The sequence below is a fragment of the Nonomuraea sp. NPDC048882 genome (genome assembly GCF_040649755.1).
Lineage (GTDB): Bacteria > Actinomycetota > Actinomycetes > Streptosporangiales > Streptosporangiaceae > Nonomuraea > Nonomuraea maheshkhaliensis.
Genome location: NZ_JBEZGB010000008.1, coordinates 232,897 through 249,672 on the forward strand (window position 1 = coordinate 232,897; position 16,776 = coordinate 249,672).

Genomic DNA, 16,776 nt, shown 5'->3' on the forward strand with positions numbered 1-16,776 from the left:
AGAGTCAAGGCGACGCATCGGGCGGGGGATCTGGTGATGCACCACCAGGTCCCCTGCCTGTGCGTCAGCAGCCGGCACTTCGCCACCCACATCGGCCCGCTGGCCGACCGACTCGGCGCGGTGCGACTGAGCGCCGACGACGCCGAGCACGTCACCGCCGCCGTCCACCAGGTCTTCGACGCGGCCGGACTGGCTGCCGGGCTGACCATCGGCCTCCAACGCCACACCCCGCAAGACCAGTGGGCGCACTACACCCTGCTCACCGACCCTGAGTGGGCACTCCTGGCTGGGGGCGCCAATGAGCGCAACACCTTCTACGAGTGCGCGCTTCGGCCCCGCCACGTCGGCCCGCACGTGGCGCACGTTCAGCTGGTGAGCACACCCCATCAGCCCGACCAGAACATATGGATCCGTTGGAACAGCCACATCCGGGAGATGGTCCCGCAGCTCTACTGCACGGCCGAGCACCCAAGCGAAGATCCCGCCGGCATCGATGATCCGCTGATGTGCATGCTCTTCGACGGGCATGCGGGGCAGCACGACTTCTCCTGAGCGCCCGGCATGGACGAGGCCCCTTTCGGCCGCGGGTATCGATAAGGGCCGCTCGATCATGCGTTGGTTGATGCGTTCGTCAGCCAGGTTGATCAGCTTTTGTTGCATGGCGGATGACGGGGCGCGGCTGGTGGTGATGTTGGGCATCTGCCAGTACGGGGGCCAGGTTGTCGGCCTGGTGCGGCGAGCTCAAGCGCGCGGTCGTGGCCGGGGGCTGGTCCGGGCATCGGGAGATCCTCCTGGGTCGAGACGGTCTGTTTCCACGCACAAGCGAACACCGTGCCCTGGGGGCACGCTCAAGCGAAGGTCCTGTCGGCCCCGCCAAGACCCGCGGCGATCAGACCCGGCCGGGACTCGCGGCGATCAGACCCGGCCGGGACCGGCGGCGGTGCGGCGCGGCGGGTTGCGGCGTGGCTTGATGATCACGTCCGGCACCGGCGGCGCGGGAAGGCGGTGCCCGTGGTAGCCCTCGACGCTTCCGAAGCGGCCGGAAGCGGCCTCCCAATCCCGGCGGGCCCGCAGGATCTCCTCGTGGTCGCGGACGACGAAGTTCCACCACATGACGATCTCCTCCTCGAACGGCGGGCCACCGAGCAGGACGGCGCGGGCCGGGCCGTCCGAGCGGTTCGTCACCGTCAGGGTGCCGGCACCCGGCGCCACGTAGCCGAGCTCCGCCGCGGGGACCGCGGTGCCGTCCAGGCGTACGTCACCGGCATCGACGAGCAGGCCGTGCTCGAATCCGGGGTCGATGGAGAGCGTGACCGTGGCGTACGGCTCGAGGTCGAGCTGCGCGCCCAGCAGGGGTGTGAACGTTCGCACCGGAGAGGTCTCGCCTTCCAGTGAGCCGAGGAAGACCCGCAGCTCGGCCCCGTCCAGCCGCACGGGCTCCGGTACGTAGTGCTGGAAGTCACGCCCGGCCTCCCGGTCCGCGTCGGGCAGGGCCACCCACAACTGGACACCGTGGAGGACTGTGGTGTCCGCGGTGGAGACCTCGGAGTGGGCGATGCCGTGGCCGCCGGTCATGAGATTGAGCTCTCCTGGCCGGATGAGCGAGTGGGTGCCGAGGCTGTCGCGGTGCTCGATGGTGCCGCTGAAGAGCCAGCTCACCGTCTGCAGCCCCGTGTGCGGATGCGGCGGCAAATCCATGCCGCCCGCCGGCACCTCGACCGGTCCGTAGTGATCGGCGAAGCACCAGGCGCCGATCAGCGTCCGGGCCCGCTGGGGAATCGTGCGCCGCACCCGCAGTGCCCGTGGTCCGCCCAGGGGCACGTCGCGGGCCGGGAGCACCTCGACCCCGGTGGCGCTTCCCGCCTGTGCCACTCGCGGATCGCTCACTTGGACCACTCCCCGATCGTGCGGTGCGCGGTTGTCTGGATCAGCAGCCGGAGCTCGGCGGCCTGGACGTTGGCGCCGAAGGCGGCGGTGCCCGGCTCGAGCCGGACGCCCTCGGCGAGGGGTCCGATGGGCAAGGGGTCGAAGCCCAGGTCGTCGACGAGCGCCGCGACCTCGGTGACGTCGGCGTCGCTGTCACCGGCGACCGCGATCGCCTTGCGGCCCGGTGTGCCGGCGGGCCGGCTCTCGTCCTCCAGGTCGTGGTACCCCATGTGGTTGAAGGCCTTGACGACGCGTGCGCCGTCGAGGAAGCGCCGCACCTCCTCGCTGGAGGAGACGCCGGGCACGAGCAACCGCTCGCGGGGCCCGTCGACCTCCCACCAGTGGTTCATGGCGTCGATGACGAGCTTGCCGCGCAGCTCGCCGGTTGGGAGCGCGCGGTACTTGCTGAGCGGGAGCGCGAGGATCACGACGTCGGCGTCCCGTACGGCCTCGACGGCTCGGACGGCGGTGGCGCCGGGCGTCAGGACCTCGATGGTGAGGGCGATCCTGGCGGGATCCCCCGACCCCGCGACGAGTACTCGATATCCGGCGGCGAGAGCGAGGCGGGCCAGGACCGTGCCCACCTTGCCGGCCCCGAGGACGCCGATCGTGCGTACGGCCGTGCGCCCCATCATCGGGCCGCCTCCACCGTGCCGGACACCGTGCTGGGCTGCTCGGCCAGCAGTTCGCGCACCATCGGGATCACCTTGGTGCCGTACAGCTCGACGGCGCGTAGCCGGTCGCCGGCCGCTACGGTGCCGGCGGCGGAGTAGATCAGGTCGAAACGCCCGACGTCGAGGGTGCGGATGGCACGGGCCATCCTGCGCGCGACCGTCTCGGGTGAACCGACGTAGAGGGAACCGTGCTCGACGTCGGCCTCGAATTCCGCACGCCGGAGAGGGGGCCAGCCGCGCAGGGCGCCGATGCGGTCGCGTATCTCCTTGTAGCCGGGCCAGAAGAGTCGCTTGGCCTCCTCGTCGGTCTCGGCGACGAAACCGGGCGAGTGCATCCCGACCGGGTAGGCGGTGGTCCCCAGCTGTTCCGTGGCGCGCCGGTACAGGTCGATGTACGGGGCGAAGCGGTCGGGCGCGCCGCCGATGATCGCGAGCATGAGCCGGAACCCGTACCGCGCGGTACGGATGACGGACTGGGGCGACCCGCCCACACCGACCCAGGTCGTCAGCCGCCCGGACTCCGTCTTGGGGAACACGTCGGCGTCCTTGAGCGCAGCGCGCGTGGTGCCCTCCCAGGTGACCGGTCCCTCGTCCAGCAACTTGTGGAACAGGTCGATCTTCTCCTCGAAGAGGATCTCGTAGTCAGCCAGGTCGTACCCGAACAGCGGGAACGACTCGGTGAACGACCCGCGGCCCAGGATCACCTCGGCGCGCCCGTTCGAGAGCGCGTCCACCGTGGCGAAACGCTGGAAGACGCGCACCGGGTCGTCGGAGGACAGGACCGTCACCCCCGAGGCGAGGTGGATGCGCTCGGTCCTGGTGGCGATGCCGGCCAGCACCGTCTCGGGAGTGGAGATCGAGTACTCGGGACGGTGGTGCTCACCGAGGCTGACGGCGTCCACGCCGACCTGGTCGGCGAGCACCGCCTCTTCCACGACAGCGCGGATCGCCTGAGCATGGGAGACGACCTTCCCCTGATCGTCGCGAGGCAGGTCGCCGAAGCTGTCTATACCGAACTGGACGGCGGCGCTGTCGGTCATGGGTTCGCTCCTTGGGAGATCCGCGTGCGATGGGATTGACGTGTCAATCCCCTAACGTATGTAGCTGACGTGTCAATTCCCAGGAGGTGCCATGGCTCAGAAGAAGCGCCGCACGATGCCCACGCGCGAGGAACTGCGCATCTGGCGCGACTACATCGAGACCGCCGAGACCTTGCGCACCCTCCTGGAGGGACGGCTCCAGAGCGAGTCGTCCTTGTCCTCCGCTGACTATCGAGTGCTGCTCGCACTGAGCGAGGCGGATCGAAAGACGTTGCGCTCCTCCGAGCTGGCCCAGCTGATCGGCTGGCAACGCAGCCGCCTGTCACACCACCTGGGGCGGATGGAGAAGCGGGGGCTCGTACGCCGGGCCCCGTGCCCCGACGACGTCCACGGCATCGATGTGCGGCTGACCGACCTCGGAGCGGAGTCGTTCCAGCGCGGCTCACGGCCGCACCTGCGTGACGTGCGCGAGCTTTTCGTCGACGCGCTCACCCCGGAACAGCTGGCACAGGTCGACGAGTTCACCGGGGCCCTACGCCGGCATCTCGACCTCGAGCCGTAGCACGCGCATCGCCTCCGTCAGCTCCCGGCGGGGATGGCGTCCTGGCTCGGCGCGCGCATGGGGGTGACCGCCGGCCCCTCGCGGCGGGTGCGGTACCAGACGACCGCGGTGATGACCGCCAGCAGCACGACCGGGATCAGGTGGAGGGCAGAGCCGGCACCGGACGAGCGGTCCGTCGAGGCGGCGAGGTCGGCGTGCAGCGCCAGCGCCAGCAGCAGCCCGAAGACGTTGTTGGCGGCGTGCAGGACGACTGCGGTCTCGATGCCGCCGGTGCGCCACGTGATGAGCGCGAACGCCACGCCGACAGCCAGGAACTGGAGGTTCAGCCAGACGTCGGTGGACAGGTGGATCGTGGCGAACAGGACGGCGGAGACCGCCCGTCTCCCCGCCGGGGATGGCTCCAGGGCGGCGAGAACCGTCAGGTAAATCGCCCAGACCGGTGCGAGGAAGAGGATCGCCCGGCCGAGGACCGCCGGCCGGAACGCCCCGGCGACGGAGTGCAGCCAGCCGCCCTTGACGCCGTACAACCAGCGCTGGATGAGCATGCTCCAGGGGATCAGCAGCGCGGTGGAGGCGAAGGTGGTGGCCATCGTGACCGGCGTGAACTCCGTACCGCCCGTCACGACGCTGTCCCGTCCGAGCAGGAGGTCGATCTGGCCCCCGAGCTGGGCGAAGGCAGCGCCGAAGCCCAGCAGGCCGGCGTGCAGCAGCACTATCGCGAGGATGCCACGGCCGATTCGGCGCTTCTCCCCCGCCAGCACCAGGTGATACGGCACGCCCTCAGGGATCGGTCTGGGTCGACCCTCCGGGCCGCCGGCGGACGAGGTCCCGGACAGATCAGGCATCGTGTGTCTCCTCAAGAAGGCGTACGCGGGGCGGGGAAATCCGCTGGATCGAGCGATCCGGCGCCGAACAGCGCGGGGTTCTCAGCCGACGGCGTTCATGACGCCACTGGCGATCAGCGCGGTGAGCGTGGTCCAGGCGATGATCGCGAGGGCCTGCCAGATCAGGACGCGGGTCTTGCCGACGCCGGAGGCGACGAGCATGGTGGCCGTGAAGTGGGTGGGCAGCAGCAGGGGTCCGAGCATGCTGACGCCCGGTACGCCGTAACGCTCGTAAGCCTGCTGGAACTTCGCGCGGCGCGCGGTGCGGCGGGAGCCGTCGGAGCGTTCGTCCGGCACCGCTGCCAGGGCGGGGTCGCCGGCGGCCGGCATGCCGGCGCGCGTCAGTGCCCTTTTGCGGCGGCCCGTCAAGACGGCGTCGCGCGCACCGGAGCTGAGCAGCACGAGCACGAGCACGGCGAGGAAGTTGCCGGCCATCGCGGCGATCGCGGCGACGAGCGGCGGGATGCCGCCGACGATGCCGATCAGGACGCCGACCTCGCCCTCGATGAAGGGGATGGCGGCCGCGGCCGCGACGATGAGCGGCTGGAGGACGTCCGGCACCTGCCCGACGAGGTCCTGGAAGGTGTCGATGAGACTCATGGGTGTGCTCCTGTCAGCGTCGGGGTGGGCGTTCGGGGTGGCCCCCGCCCTGACTCCAGTCCATCGCCCCGGAACGCGGCTCAGAAGTGCCTCGCTGTCACCGCCTTCCGGCGTCTACGCACGCCTCATCCATGACATGTGTCATGCCGGTAGCCTGGGCGGGTGAGCAGCCGAATCGAGTCCGCGGCCGCCGTGTCGGCGGCAGCGGAGACTCGCACCGCGCTACGGCTCACCCGGAGCATCAGCGCGACCTGGTGGTATGTCGCCCTGGTGATCGTGCTCTTCGAGCCGGTCCTCGTCCTGCTCGTGGTGACCGCCCTCGTCAGGGGCGGGTCCGGCGACCTGACGGCCGCCGCCGTCGGCGGCGGCGGGCTGCTGTGGTGGCTGGCGACGCTGCGCCCGCTGCTCGACTACCGGCATCGGACGGTCGGCACACCGCTGGTGAGCTGGCGGCGTCACCTCGCGCCGCTCCTGATCGCGGCTGCCTACGGTCTCGCGGCCGGGCTCGTCACCGGCGTCTGGGTGGTGGGCGTCCTGCCCGTGATCCAGGTGCTCATGCTGCTGAACTGGCCGCCGGGGGTACGCCTTCGGGTGGCGCTGGCGGCGACCGCCCTGCTCGCCGCGCTGGCAGTGATCGACGGCCGCCTCATCCTGGGCCCGCGCGCCGACACCTACGGGCTCCAGCTGATCTTCCTGTCCGTATTCCTTCCGGCCATGACCGTCTCCTCGCTGTGGTGGTGGGACGTGCTCGTCGCCCTCGACCGGGCCCGCGCCTCGGAGGCGAAGCTCGCCGCGACCCAGGAACGGCTACGGCTCGCGACGGACGTCCACGACCTGCAGGGGCACCACCTCCAGGTCGTCGCCCTCCAGCTCGAACTCGCCGAGCGACTCATACCCCGCGACCCCGAAGTGGGCATGGAACAGCTACGCGCCGCGCGCGCCGGCGTCGACGACGCCCGGCAGGGCACCCGTGACCTGGCCACCCGCTTCCGCGCCGTCCCGCTGAGCGACGAGCTCGCCAACGCCGTCGACCTGCTGCGCGCCGCGGGCGCGAAAGCCGAGGCCATCGTTGATCAGGACGCGTCGCTGGCGCCGGCGTCCGCCATCGGACCCGTCATCCGGGAGACCACGACGAACGTGCTGCGCCACGGCGGAGGCCGGTGGGCCCGCCTCTCCCTCACCCGCTCCGACCGGTCGTGGCGCTACGAGATCTCCAACGACGTCGCCGACAGCGCGCCGGAGAGCACGGGCGGCGGTTCCGGCCTGGAGGGACTCGCGCGACGCGCGGCCGAGGCAGGCGGAGACCTCGTGGCCCGGCGCGAGGGCGAGACCTTCACCGTGGTCGTCACGGTCCCTGCCGAAGAAGTCCCTGCCGAAAGAGTCCCCGCCGAAGGAGAGGTCGCCGGATGATCCGCGTGCTGATCGCCGACGACGAGGGCATGATCCGCTCCGCACTGGCCGCGCTGTTGCGCCTGGAACCGGACATCGACGTCGTCGCCGAGTGCGCCGACGGCGCCGAAGCGGCCGCCGCCGCCGAGCGCCTCAAGCCCGACGTCTGTCTGCTCGACCTCGAGATGCCGCACCTGGACGGCGTCCAGGTCATCGAGAGGCTCAACCGCACCCTGGCCACCCGGTGCGTGATCGTCACCCGCCACGCCCGGCCCGGTGTCCTGCGCCGGGCACTGGTCTCCGGAGCCGCCGGGTTCCTGCCCAAGTCCCGCTCCGCCGACGAGGTCGCGGCCGTCATCCGCCGCGTCGCCGCCGGCGGCCGGTACGTCGACCCCGAGATCGCCGCCGACGCGCTGAGCGACGAACGCCCACCACTGACCGACCGCGAGCTCGACGTGCTCCGCGCCGGCCGGCACGGCGAGACCACCGGACAAATCGCCCGCACCCTGTCTCTCGCCCCCGGCACCGTCCGCAACCACATCTCCGCCGTGCTGGGCAAGCTCGCCGTCGACACCCGCCGGCAGGCCGTACTGCTCGCGGAAGACCGCGGCTGGATCTGACCGGCCCCGCGGCTCCTCCCGAGAGATCCCCGTCGTGCCGGGATGCCGCTCGCGCACGCGGGCGGCACCCTGGAGCACTGCGTCAGACGAGCTTGCGGTAGATCCGGGACGGGGCCGCCTGGGCTGCGCCCTCCCGGCCGAACTCCTGGAAGACCCGGGAGGTCATCTCCATGGCCTTGGCGGAGTAGGCGGAGTAGAACTCCTCGCCGAACTCCAGAGCCCCACGTCCGCGGACCATCCGCGGACCATCCGTGGGCCGTCTGTGGGCCGTCTGTGGGCCGTTTGAGAGCCGACGTCAGCACATGAGTGCCAACGCCTGCCACCAGAGTCTCCCCAGCTCAATGGCACCATGGAATGGACGGCGGCCTCCCAGAGGTTGCAGGACAAGCAGTCGTTCATGGAAGAAGGCGTTCTCCATGATCACATCAACCCACCTGGAGTTTCCGTCACACATGACCGGCACGGGCCGTCTGCGGGCCGTCTGCCACGAGTCCTTCTATGGGACGGGGCCGGCTCAGGGCGACTGCGATCGTCTTTCGCATCCGCTGCCTCGAAGGAGGGGCCCTGGCAGACCTGCTACGAGCGGTTCAAACGCTGAGAAAAGGACGGCACCTGGGCCTGGCTGCTGGAAGAGATGCAGGTCAAGGACGATGCGATCGGCCAGGTCGAGTTCACCGTCAGCATCGACTCCACCATCGCCCGCGCCCACCAGCACGCCGCCGGAGCCCGTAAAAGAGGGACGACGGCGGGACGATCGATACGAAGTAATCGCAAAACCGGCATGCGCCCGGACGATCCCGCGAAGGACTGACCACCAAGCCGCACCTGCTCGCCGAGGCCCGCGGCCTCCCGCTGGTGCCGCACCTGACCGGCGGCAACATCGTGAACTGCACCGCTTTCGAAGCCGTACTGGCCACGTTCCGGCTGCCCACCCGGCCGGCGGCCGACCGCGCCGGCTTTCTCGCAGCCACGGCTACAACCGGGAGCCTCGCCCTCACCGCATGCGCGACGCCGCGCAGTACTACGTCGGCTGCTCTTGATCCCATAAGCAGGCTGATGAGGGGCAGGGGGCCGTTTGCTTTCTTCCCCTCGCCGTTCCACGGCTGGCACCCGCTTGGACCGATGCTCCCAGCCACAACTACCCGCACCGTTCAAGCGGCCGCCGGCTCACGTCGCAGGCGCGCAGGCCGCCGCGCTCAGCACCGGCGCCGCAACGGCCGCTGCGCCCGTGGCCTGCTTCACCTAAATCGCGGGTCGCCGACGCTGTCGGTCTCCTGACGCTCAACAGCCGGGGTTACGCCCGAGGACGAACGGCATCGACACGATGATCCCCGCCGGAAGCTTCACCGCCGTCGTCGGCCCGTCGGGCGCGGGCAAGAGCACGAGGCGGCCGTCGCCGACGCCGTCACCGAACTGGCCCGCGACCGCACCGTCATCGTCGTCGCCCACCGCCTGTCCACCGTGGTCGCCGCCGACCGCATCCTCGTCCTCGACCGCGGCCGCATCACCGAGCACGGCGACCACGACGCCCTCCTCGCCACCGGTGGCACGTACGCCCGCTTCTGGGACGAACGCGTCCGTGCCCGCGGCTGGCAACTCCGCAGACCCCGGAAGGAACTCGCATGACCTCCGCCGGCATCGGCGCCGTCTTCGACAGCGCCACCACCCCAGTACGCCGAGATCTCACCGCTGCGGGACCTGCGGGCCGGGCGGCACTTGACCGTGTTCTGAAGGGTCTTTGATGTAATCAGCCCCGTCTTGTCCAGGTTCTCACCTTTCCGAACTGCGAGCCGGCCGATCGGTGGCATGCCGGTGACCGCCACCCCGGATCGTGCTGCCGCGCCACTGGGGTCGCCGGTGGCCGGCCGGGGGCGGTAGAGGGCTGCCGGGCGAACAGCTCGGCGAGCGGCGGCAGAGCGCGCCGTGGTGCGTTCGGCGGTCAGGCGGGCGTGATCATCATGGCGGCGGAGTGGTTCGCAGGAGGAGAAGGGCGATGTCGTCGGTACGCTGCTGGTTCGTGGTGTGCTCGATGAGCGCATTGGCCAGGGCGGGCAGAGACTGTCCGGGCACGGGGGTGAAGCGGGCGGCCAGGGCGGCGATGGAGTCGCCCAGGTCCAGGCCGGGCTTCTCGACGAGGCCGTCGGTGTAGAGGACCATGACCGCGCCGGGCGGGATGTTCACGTCCGTGGTGCCGTACTCGGCGTCGGGGTCGATGCCGAGCAGCAGGCCGTCAGGGGTGTCGATGATCTCGGCCGGGCCCGCGGGCAGGCCGAGCACCGGCGGCAGGTGGCCCGCGCTGGCCAGGCAGGCGGTGCGCCGGCGCAGGTCGAAGCTGACGTACAGGCAACTCGTGAAGCGGTCCGGCGCCAGTTCGGTGAGCAGCCGGTTGGTGTGCGTCAGCACCTGACCTGGGTCGGCACCGGCGGTGGCGTGGGCGCGGATGGCGGTGCGTACCTGGCCCATGAGCGCGGAGGCCGTCATGTCGTGGCCCTGGACGTCGCCGATCACCGCTCCGGCCAGGGTGTCGCCGAGGCGGATCAAGTCGTAGAAGTCGCCGCCGATGCCCATGCCGGGGGTGGCGGGCAGGTAGCGGGCGGCCACGTCCAGGCCGGGGAAGTCGGGGAGGTGTCGCGGTAGCTGACCCGCCTGCAGGGACTCGGCGAGCTTGTGCTTGTTGTCGTAGAGCCAGGCGCGTTCGAACGCCTGGGTGATCAGCCCGCCGAGGGCGGTGACAAGGGATCGCTCGCTGTCGCTGAACTGACGGGGACGATCATAGGCGAGCACACACGTGCCGATGGACCGGCCCATGGCGACCAGCGGCAGGAGCGCCCAGGCGCCCATGTCGTCGATGCAGATGGCGTCGGGGTAGGTCCGCTGGAACTCCTCCCAGGTCGGGTAGAACGCAGCTCTGCCCTCGTCGTAGCCGCGCGCCCAGCCGACCGCTTCGACCATCCGCTGCCCGTGGAACCCCTCCAGGCCGCGGCTGCTGTAGCCGCGCGACCCGACCACGTGCATCCGCCCGCCGTCCCAGGTCAAGACGGCCATGGCCTGGGCCTCACAGGCCGGCATGACGTGGTCGGCCACCAGGTTCACCATGTCCTGAGCGCTCGTCGCCCGGGCGAGGCACGTCGCCAGGTGGAGCACGTCGTGCAGCCCGATCACCCGATGACGCCAGTCGGCGTCCGCAGAAGCGATCTCGGGCGTGCCGGCGGGCGTGATCCGTACGGTGACGCCAGGCAGTCGCGGATAGCACTGGAACGACAACCACCGGCCGTCGGGACGGCGGGCGGTGAACTGCGCGGCCTGGTGGCTGACGACCGCGGCCCGGTAGCGGTCCTCACAGAGGGGATCGTCCAGCCAGGGCAACGCCTTGCACAAGCGCTTGCCGATCATCTCGGACGGTTGCGCGGCGAGCAATTCGGCGGCCGTGGCGGTGACGAGGGTGACTCGCGCGTGCGCGTCCAGGTGACAGTGGCCTTCGGGCAGGGACTCGAGACATGCCAAGGCTGTCAGGCCGGTGACCGGGTCCGGCCGCTGAGCGGGAACCGGGTCCAGGATACGAGGCGGAGAGCCGGCGACGAGCGGCCGGCCGCTCTCGCTCGCCTGGCGGAGCAGGCGCCCCATCTTGTCGCAGATGTCGTCGATGATGTCGAGCCGGTGCCGGCTGAGCCTGGACTCGCCCGCCGGAGGCCATCCCATGACGATTCCGCCCCAGACGACACCCCCGGCGCAGAGCGGCGAGGCCGCCAGCGCGAAGTGGTACGGCACCGACAAGGCCGCCGCCGGGAACTCGCGCGCCAGGGCCACCCGGTCGCTGAGCCAGACCAGCCTCTGCTCACGCACCGACACCGCGACCGGCGTGCGGTCGTGCACTCTGACCCTGGCCCAGGTCCGGGCGATGGTGGCGGGAAGACCGATCGTCGTCTGCATCTGCAGCAGATGGCCGCCCGCGGCCAGGACGTACACGATGCCGATGTGCGCTCCGGCGCTGAACACGGCTTCGATGAGCAGGTCGTCCAGACGAGACGACGTCGCCGCCGCCCCCGGGAACGCGGCGCTACGCCGTGGCCGCGCCATGGCCTGTACAGCTTCCGCACCGACCCCACGAGCGTTCCAACCACCCCATATCGGCAGAATACGCCCATAGGGGTGGACAGTCGGGTACCGCCAAGGGCTCCGCCCCACCAGGCACGCGCGTCGGGGGGCGGGCGGGACAAGCCGCAACGGTAGCGGCGGCCCGGCTCGGTGTCGTCGTAGCCGGCGAGGATGTGCGCCCGGCAGGACCGTCAGCCGTGCGCAGCAGATCTTCCGCCGGCGCGGCGGCGGCGCAGGACGACGCCGGTGCCACCGGCTTCACAGCCTTTCGCGGCAGGTTCCAGCACGCCGGCCGGCGGGGTGCCGACAAGGCGCCATCGTGCGTCATGGACCTGGCAGCCGCCGGGCGCGGCGTGCCGCCATCCCACCGTGCCCTGTCGGCCGGCAGGCGGCAACCGGAGCTTTCCCGCGGACACCGGTGGCGGCTTCACCCACCCTCCGGGCCGCTCATGGGTGCCGCGGCCCCGTCGCGGGAGGAGCCTGCGCCACCTCCTTCGCCGGCGAGCACCACGGCCGGGATCCCGGCTTACGCGATTCTGTGCCGGTGTCGCGGACAGAGGCAAAAGCGCATGTCCATCGTGATCACCGCTGGGCAGCGCGGGGACTCCCCGTAGTTCGAGATTGTCCTGGGCCGTAGAGGGTGCCCCGGCTGGGGCCGGGCAGACCGCGCACCCGGCCGAGGCGGGTGCGCGGTGTGGAACCGTCCGTTGAACGCCATGCCCGGCTGTCAATCTCCGAAGTCGCCGGTCGAGCCGGACATCAGCCGGCCGCCAGCGCCTCATGCGCGTAATTCCAGAGGCGGTCCGCGGCGACCGGGTCGACCGACCAGGCGGCGACGCCGTCGGTCACGCCCGGGCCGCCCGGCACCACCTCGGCCTCCTGGTTATCTGAGGAGAAGTAGCGGCCGGTCACGCCGTCCAGCAGAGGGGACGCGGCGAGCAGCACCGAAGTGGCGGCGCCCTGCTCCGGGGTCTTGTAGTAGTCCGGGGTCACCAGGTTGCCCTCGTCGTCCATCGCGCCCGCTGCGCGCATGGTGGCCTCGTCGAGGTGTCGCTGCAGTCTGGTGTGGATGTAGCCGGGCTCGAGCGCGTTCGCGGTGACACCGTCGGTGGCCCAGCGCCGGGCGATGCCGACCGCGAGCAGCACGTCGGCCGCTTTCGATTGCGCGTATGCGACCCACGGGTCGTACGGACGGCGCTCGAAGTGCGGATCGTCGAAGTCGAACGGCGCCCCCAGTTGCGCGCCGGAACTCACCATGACCACCCGCGCGTCGCCGGCCTGCCGCAGGTTCTCGTGCAGGCCTGCGATCAGTGCGAAATGCCCGAGGAAGTTCGTCGCCAGTTGTAGTTCCCAGCCGTTGGCGGCGAGCAGGCGTGTGGGCAAGGCCATGATCCCGGCGTTCGCGACGATCGCGTGCACCGGACCGGTCCAACCGGCCACGAATGCGCGCACCGAGCCTAGATCGCTCAAGTCCAGAGCCTGCTGGTCACCGACGGGGTTGCGGGTTGCGACGGTGACCTCTGCCCCAGCACCTCGCAGAGCCAGCACAGTCTCCGCACCGATTCCGGAGGCTCCGCCGGTGACGATGATCCGCCGCCCGGTGAGATCGACGCCGGTCAGGATCTCGGCGGCCGTGGTCCGCACGTTGTACGGGGTGCTCATGCGTTTCATGGCCACAACGCTAAGGCGACGCGGTTGGACTTGGAATGCGTCTGAGTCCACCATAGTTGAGTGAACGTCCACCACTCCGATCCCCTTGAAGACGTCCTCACCCTCATCGGCACGACCGGCCGCTTGTCCGTCAGGCTGGTGGCGGGCGGGCGATGGGCGCTATCGTTCGATCCCCCGGCGGGCGTCAAGTTCAACGCCGTACGCCGCGGCCGCTGCGTGCTCACCGTCGACGGCGTGCCTGAGCCGATCGAGCTGGCGGAAGGCGACTGCTTCCTGCTCACCCAGCCGCGCGCCTTCACCCTGGCCTGCGAGGCGGGGGTGCGGCCGGTTCCGGCGGGCCCGGTGTTCTCGGCGGCCGCCGACGGCGTGGCACGCGTGGGGACCGGCGAGGACGTGGTCTTCATCGGCGGCCGGTTCGACTTTGGCCGGCGCGCCCAGGAACTGCTGATCGGCGTGCTGCCGCCGGTGATCCACGTGCCCGGCCGCACCGCCGAGGCCGCAACCGTACACTGGGCGCTCGAGCAGATCGACGCCGAGCTGCGCGAGCGGCCGCTCGCTTCGACGCTGGTCACCGAGCATCTCGCCCTGGTCATGCTGATCCACCTCCTGCGCCTGCACCTGGCCCTCGCCAGGCCGGGCGAGACGTCCGGCTGGCTGGCCGGGCTCGCCGACCCGATCGTGGCCCCGGCGCTGCGGGCCATGCACGCCCGGCCGGCCCAGGCCTGGACGGTGTCCCAGCTGGCCGGCATCGCGGCGGTCTCGCGGTCGACGCTGGCCTCCCGGTTCAAGCGGGTCGTCGGACAGGGCCCGCTGGAGTACCTGACCGGCTGGCGGATCGAACTGGCCGCCGACCGCCTGCGCCGCGGTGACGAGACGGTGGCGTCGATCGCCTGCCAGGTCGGCTACGGATCGGTGAGCGCGATGAGCAACGCGTTCAAGCGGATCACCGGTGTGTCCCCGCGCGATTACCGCCAACGGACCAGCGACGTCTCCGTCGGCATCTGAAGAGATTCCGCTGCCCGCCGGCGATCCGGGCGGCTGCGCCACGCACGTGACGGCCTATCCGCTGGAGTGCCCGCCGGGCCGGCTCCCGGGGAACGCCAGCCGTGCCTGCCACCAGAGGCTCGGTGGGAGCCTGGTCGCCTTGAGCGGACGACCTGAAGCAGGCCGAGCCCGCGCGGGGTCAGCGCGTAGTCGACTCGCGGGGGTCGGTGTCGTGGACGGTCCGCGTCGCCAGGCCGTCCCGCTCCGGTGCCCGGAGTGTGGCGCTGAGCATGCGCTGGGCGATGGGTTCGCTCATCCGGCCCAGCTCGTTGAACCGCCGGGTGGTGTCGTCCGGTTCTGCGATCGGACGCCCCATTGCTCCAGCGTATGGGGGGTGCCAGGTTCCCCTGGAGCGGTTCTCGCGGTGATACCTGGGCACCTTGAAGTGCTCTCTTGTCTCTCCCCCGCATCGATGCGATGGTACGAATCGCGTACCAGGTGACTAAAGAGAACCATTAAGGAGCTGCGCATATGCGCGCGGTCGGTTTTTACGACTTCGGGGGACCCGACGTGCTGCGGATCGTCGACCTGCCGGAACCCCATGCCGGACCCGGTGAGGTCCGGGTGCGAGTGCACGCGGCCGCGGTGAACCCGGCGGACACCCTCATCCGTGCCGGCGTGCACGCGGCGGCGTTCGCCGGCGTGCCGGCCCCGTACGTCCCCGGCATGGACATCGCCGGCGTGATCGACGAGATCGGGCCGGGAACGGACATCGAGCTGGCCCCGGGGGAGCCGGTGATGGCGATGGTGATGCCGATCGGCCCGGCCGCGGGCGGCTACGCCGAGTACGTGGTGTTGCCGGCCGGCTGGGTCGTCCGGGCGCCTGCGGGCATCGAGCACGCGGCCGCGGCGACGTTGCCGATGAACGGGCTCACCGCGCTGCGGGCCCTCGACCAGCTGGCGCTCGCCCCCGGCTCGGTCCTCGCCGTCACCGGCGCGGCCGGGGCGCTCGGCGGCTACCTGGTCCAGCTGGGCGGGCACGCGGGGCTGACCGTGGTCGCCGATGCCGCGCCCGCCGACGAGGCCCTGGTCCGGGCGTCCGGCGCGGCCGACGTCGTGGCCAGGGGAGCCGGCGTCGCCGAACGCATCCGGGCCCGGTATCCGGACGGCGTCGACGCGGTCGCCGACGCGGCGCTGGTGGGGCCGCGACTTCTCGACGCTGTCCGTGACGGTGGCGCGTACGTCCGCTTCCGTGGCAGCGACGAGCCCGGCGGCCACGAGATCGACGGCCAGGGCCGGATCGTCGTGCGGACCACGTTCGTCCCCGACTACGCGGGCCGGACGGACAAGCTGCGCCAGATCCGCCGGCTCGCCGAGGCGGGCGTGCTCATCCCGCGCGTCGCGACGACCCTGCCCGCCGCCGAGGCGGCCGGGGCGCACCGGCGGCTGGAGGCCGGCGGCGTGCGCGGCCGGCTCGTACTGAGCTTCTGACATACCGACAAGCACCGGCAAGAACCGACATAGGGGGCAATCATGTCCGCACGTTTCGCAGACAAGGTCATTCTGATCACCGGCTCCACCTCCGGCATGGGCAGAGCCGCCGCCGAGCGGCTCGCGGCCGAGGGCGCGAAACTCGTCCTGGCCGCGCGCGGCAAGGAAGCCGGCGACGCGCTGGTGGCCGGCCTGCGCGCGGCCGGGGGCGAGGCCACCTTCGTCCCGGCCGACGTGACGGTGGAGGCTGAGGCGGCGGAGCTCGTCCGGCAGGCGGTCGAGCGTTACGGCCGGCTCGACGGTGCGTTCAACAACGTCGGCGCCGCCACCGCGATGGGCCCGGTGACCGGCATCGACAGCGACGCCTGGCATGCCGACCTGGCGCTCAACCTCGGCAGCGTCTTCTTCGCCCTGAAGCACCAGATCCCCGCGCTGCACGCGGCCGGCGGCGGCGCGATCGTGAACAACGCCTCCAATCTCGGTGTCACCGGGGCGGCGGGCATGGCCTCCTACAGCGCCGCCAAGCACGGCGTGGTCGGGCTCACCCGATCGGCGGCGCTCGACACGGCCGCGGCCGGCGTACGAATCAACGCCCTGATCACCGGTGGCGTGGACACCCCGCTGCTGCGGGCCAACCTGGGCCCGCAGCCGGAGGAGGCCCTGCGCACGGCCGCGGCCATGCACCCGCTCGGGCGGATCGCCCAGCCGGACGAGATCGCGGCGTTCGTGGCGTTCCTGCTGAGCGACGAGGCCAGGTTCATCACCGGAGCCGCCCTCGCGATCGACGGTGGCCTGACCGCCGCCTGACGAGAGATCCCATCGTCGCGACACGTGGGCGAA

17 protein-coding genes and 1 pseudogene are annotated in these 16,776 nt (G+C 71.2%); 8 read left to right on the forward strand and 10 right to left on the reverse strand.

The window, feature by feature from the left end; all coding sequences use genetic code 11:
- Nucleotides 1–36: 36 nt before the first annotated feature.
- Nucleotides 37–552, forward strand: coding sequence for a hypothetical protein (locus tag AB0C27_RS28500; RefSeq protein WP_357849489.1), 516 nt, complete (start codon nucleotides 37–39; stop codon nucleotides 550–552).
- A 363-nt stretch (nucleotides 553–915) separates the two neighbouring features.
- On the opposite strand, the gene AB0C27_RS28505 is transcribed toward AB0C27_RS28500, so the two are convergent.
- Genes AB0C27_RS28505 through AB0C27_RS28515 form a run of 3 tightly spaced genes read right to left on the reverse strand, consistent with a single transcriptional unit; the run spans nucleotide 916 to nucleotide 3,640 of the window.
- Nucleotides 916–1,887: a pirin family protein gene (locus tag AB0C27_RS28505; RefSeq protein WP_357849492.1), complete on the reverse strand. Its 972-nt coding sequence runs from the start codon at nucleotides 1,885–1,887 to the stop codon at nucleotides 916–918.
- Nucleotides 1,884–2,561 (reverse strand): NADPH-dependent F420 reductase, encoded by a 678-nt coding sequence (locus tag AB0C27_RS28510; RefSeq protein ID WP_357849495.1) that lies wholly within the window; start codon nucleotides 2,559–2,561, stop codon nucleotides 1,884–1,886. Before AB0C27_RS28510 ends, AB0C27_RS28505 begins: the two co-directional genes overlap by 4 nt.
- On the reverse strand, nucleotides 2,558–3,640 hold the full coding sequence (locus AB0C27_RS28515) for an LLM class flavin-dependent oxidoreductase (protein WP_357849498.1): 1,083 nt from the start codon (nucleotides 3,638–3,640) through the stop codon (nucleotides 2,558–2,560). Before AB0C27_RS28515 ends, AB0C27_RS28510 begins: the two co-directional genes overlap by 4 nt.
- 91 nt (nucleotides 3,641–3,731) lie before the next feature.
- On the opposite strand from AB0C27_RS28515, the gene AB0C27_RS28520 reads away from it, so the two are divergent.
- Entirely contained in the window at nucleotides 3,732–4,202 is a 471-nt protein-coding gene (locus tag AB0C27_RS28520; RefSeq protein WP_357849501.1) for a MarR family transcriptional regulator, read from the forward strand.
- Nucleotides 4,203–4,219: 17 nt separating this feature from the next.
- Here AB0C27_RS28520 and AB0C27_RS28525 read toward each other — a convergent pair whose 3' ends face one another.
- Together AB0C27_RS28525 and AB0C27_RS28530 are read right to left on the reverse strand one after the other, a co-directional pair.
- A complete protein-coding gene (locus AB0C27_RS28525; protein WP_357849503.1) occupies nucleotides 4,220–4,978 on the reverse strand; it encodes a CPBP family intramembrane glutamic endopeptidase in 759 nt (252 codons plus the stop codon).
- Nucleotides 4,979–5,128: 150 nt separating this feature from the next.
- Entirely contained in the window at nucleotides 5,129–5,686 is a 558-nt protein-coding gene (locus tag AB0C27_RS28530) for a hypothetical protein (RefSeq protein WP_357849506.1), read from the reverse strand.
- Between the two features lie 162 nt (nucleotides 5,687–5,848).
- On the opposite strand from AB0C27_RS28530, the gene AB0C27_RS28535 reads away from it, so the two are divergent.
- Nucleotides 5,849–7,096, forward strand: coding sequence for a histidine kinase (locus tag AB0C27_RS28535; RefSeq protein WP_357849509.1), 1,248 nt, complete (start codon nucleotides 5,849–5,851; stop codon nucleotides 7,094–7,096).
- Nucleotides 7,093–7,695 (forward strand): response regulator transcription factor, encoded by a 603-nt coding sequence (locus AB0C27_RS28540; RefSeq protein WP_357849512.1) that lies wholly within the window; start codon nucleotides 7,093–7,095, stop codon nucleotides 7,693–7,695. Before AB0C27_RS28535 ends, AB0C27_RS28540 begins: the two co-directional genes overlap by 4 nt.
- Before the next feature lie 82 nt (nucleotides 7,696–7,777).
- Here AB0C27_RS28540 and AB0C27_RS28545 read toward each other — a convergent pair whose 3' ends face one another.
- A complete protein-coding gene (locus AB0C27_RS28545) occupies nucleotides 7,778–7,933 on the reverse strand; it encodes a hypothetical protein (protein ID WP_357849515.1) in 156 nt (51 codons plus the stop codon).
- 429 nt (nucleotides 7,934–8,362) lie between these two features.
- Here AB0C27_RS28545 and AB0C27_RS28550 point away from each other — a divergent pair.
- A pseudogene (locus AB0C27_RS28550) lies at nucleotides 8,363–8,523 on the forward strand (IS5/IS1182 family transposase); the annotation flags it as partial.
- Between the two features lie 453 nt (nucleotides 8,524–8,976).
- Here the strand turns inward: AB0C27_RS28550 and AB0C27_RS28555 are convergent.
- From AB0C27_RS28555 to AB0C27_RS28565, 3 genes are all read right to left on the reverse strand, one after another.
- Complete coding sequence (locus AB0C27_RS28555; protein ID WP_357849518.1) at nucleotides 8,977–9,219, reverse strand: hypothetical protein; 243 nt, start codon at nucleotides 9,217–9,219, stop codon at nucleotides 8,977–8,979.
- 432 nt (nucleotides 9,220–9,651) lie between these two features.
- Entirely contained in the window at nucleotides 9,652–11,772 is a 2,121-nt protein-coding gene (locus AB0C27_RS28560; RefSeq protein WP_357849521.1) for a GAF domain-containing SpoIIE family protein phosphatase, read from the reverse strand.
- Between the two features lie 777 nt (nucleotides 11,773–12,549).
- On the reverse strand, nucleotides 12,550–13,461 hold the full coding sequence (locus tag AB0C27_RS28565) for an SDR family NAD(P)-dependent oxidoreductase (RefSeq protein ID WP_357849524.1): 912 nt from the start codon (nucleotides 13,459–13,461) through the stop codon (nucleotides 12,550–12,552).
- 60 nt (nucleotides 13,462–13,521) lie between these two features.
- On the opposite strand from AB0C27_RS28565, the gene AB0C27_RS28570 reads away from it, so the two are divergent.
- On the forward strand, nucleotides 13,522–14,466 hold the full coding sequence (locus AB0C27_RS28570; protein WP_357849527.1) for an AraC family transcriptional regulator: 945 nt from the start codon (nucleotides 13,522–13,524) through the stop codon (nucleotides 14,464–14,466).
- Between the two features lie 178 nt (nucleotides 14,467–14,644).
- Here AB0C27_RS28570 and AB0C27_RS28575 read toward each other — a convergent pair whose 3' ends face one another.
- Nucleotides 14,645–14,821 carry a winged helix-turn-helix transcriptional regulator gene (locus tag AB0C27_RS28575; RefSeq protein ID WP_357849530.1) on the reverse strand — a complete coding sequence of 59 codons (177 nt, stop codon included), beginning with the start codon at nucleotides 14,819–14,821 and terminating at the stop codon, nucleotides 14,645–14,647.
- 155 nt (nucleotides 14,822–14,976) lie between these two features.
- On the opposite strand from AB0C27_RS28575, the gene AB0C27_RS28580 reads away from it, so the two are divergent.
- A complete protein-coding gene (locus AB0C27_RS28580) occupies nucleotides 14,977–15,936 on the forward strand; it encodes an NADP-dependent oxidoreductase (RefSeq protein WP_357849533.1) in 960 nt (319 codons plus the stop codon).
- Nucleotides 15,937–15,978: 42 nt separating this feature from the next.
- Entirely contained in the window at nucleotides 15,979–16,743 is a 765-nt protein-coding gene (locus AB0C27_RS28585; protein ID WP_357849536.1) for an SDR family oxidoreductase, read from the forward strand.
- Nucleotides 16,744–16,776 lie beyond the last annotated feature (33 nt).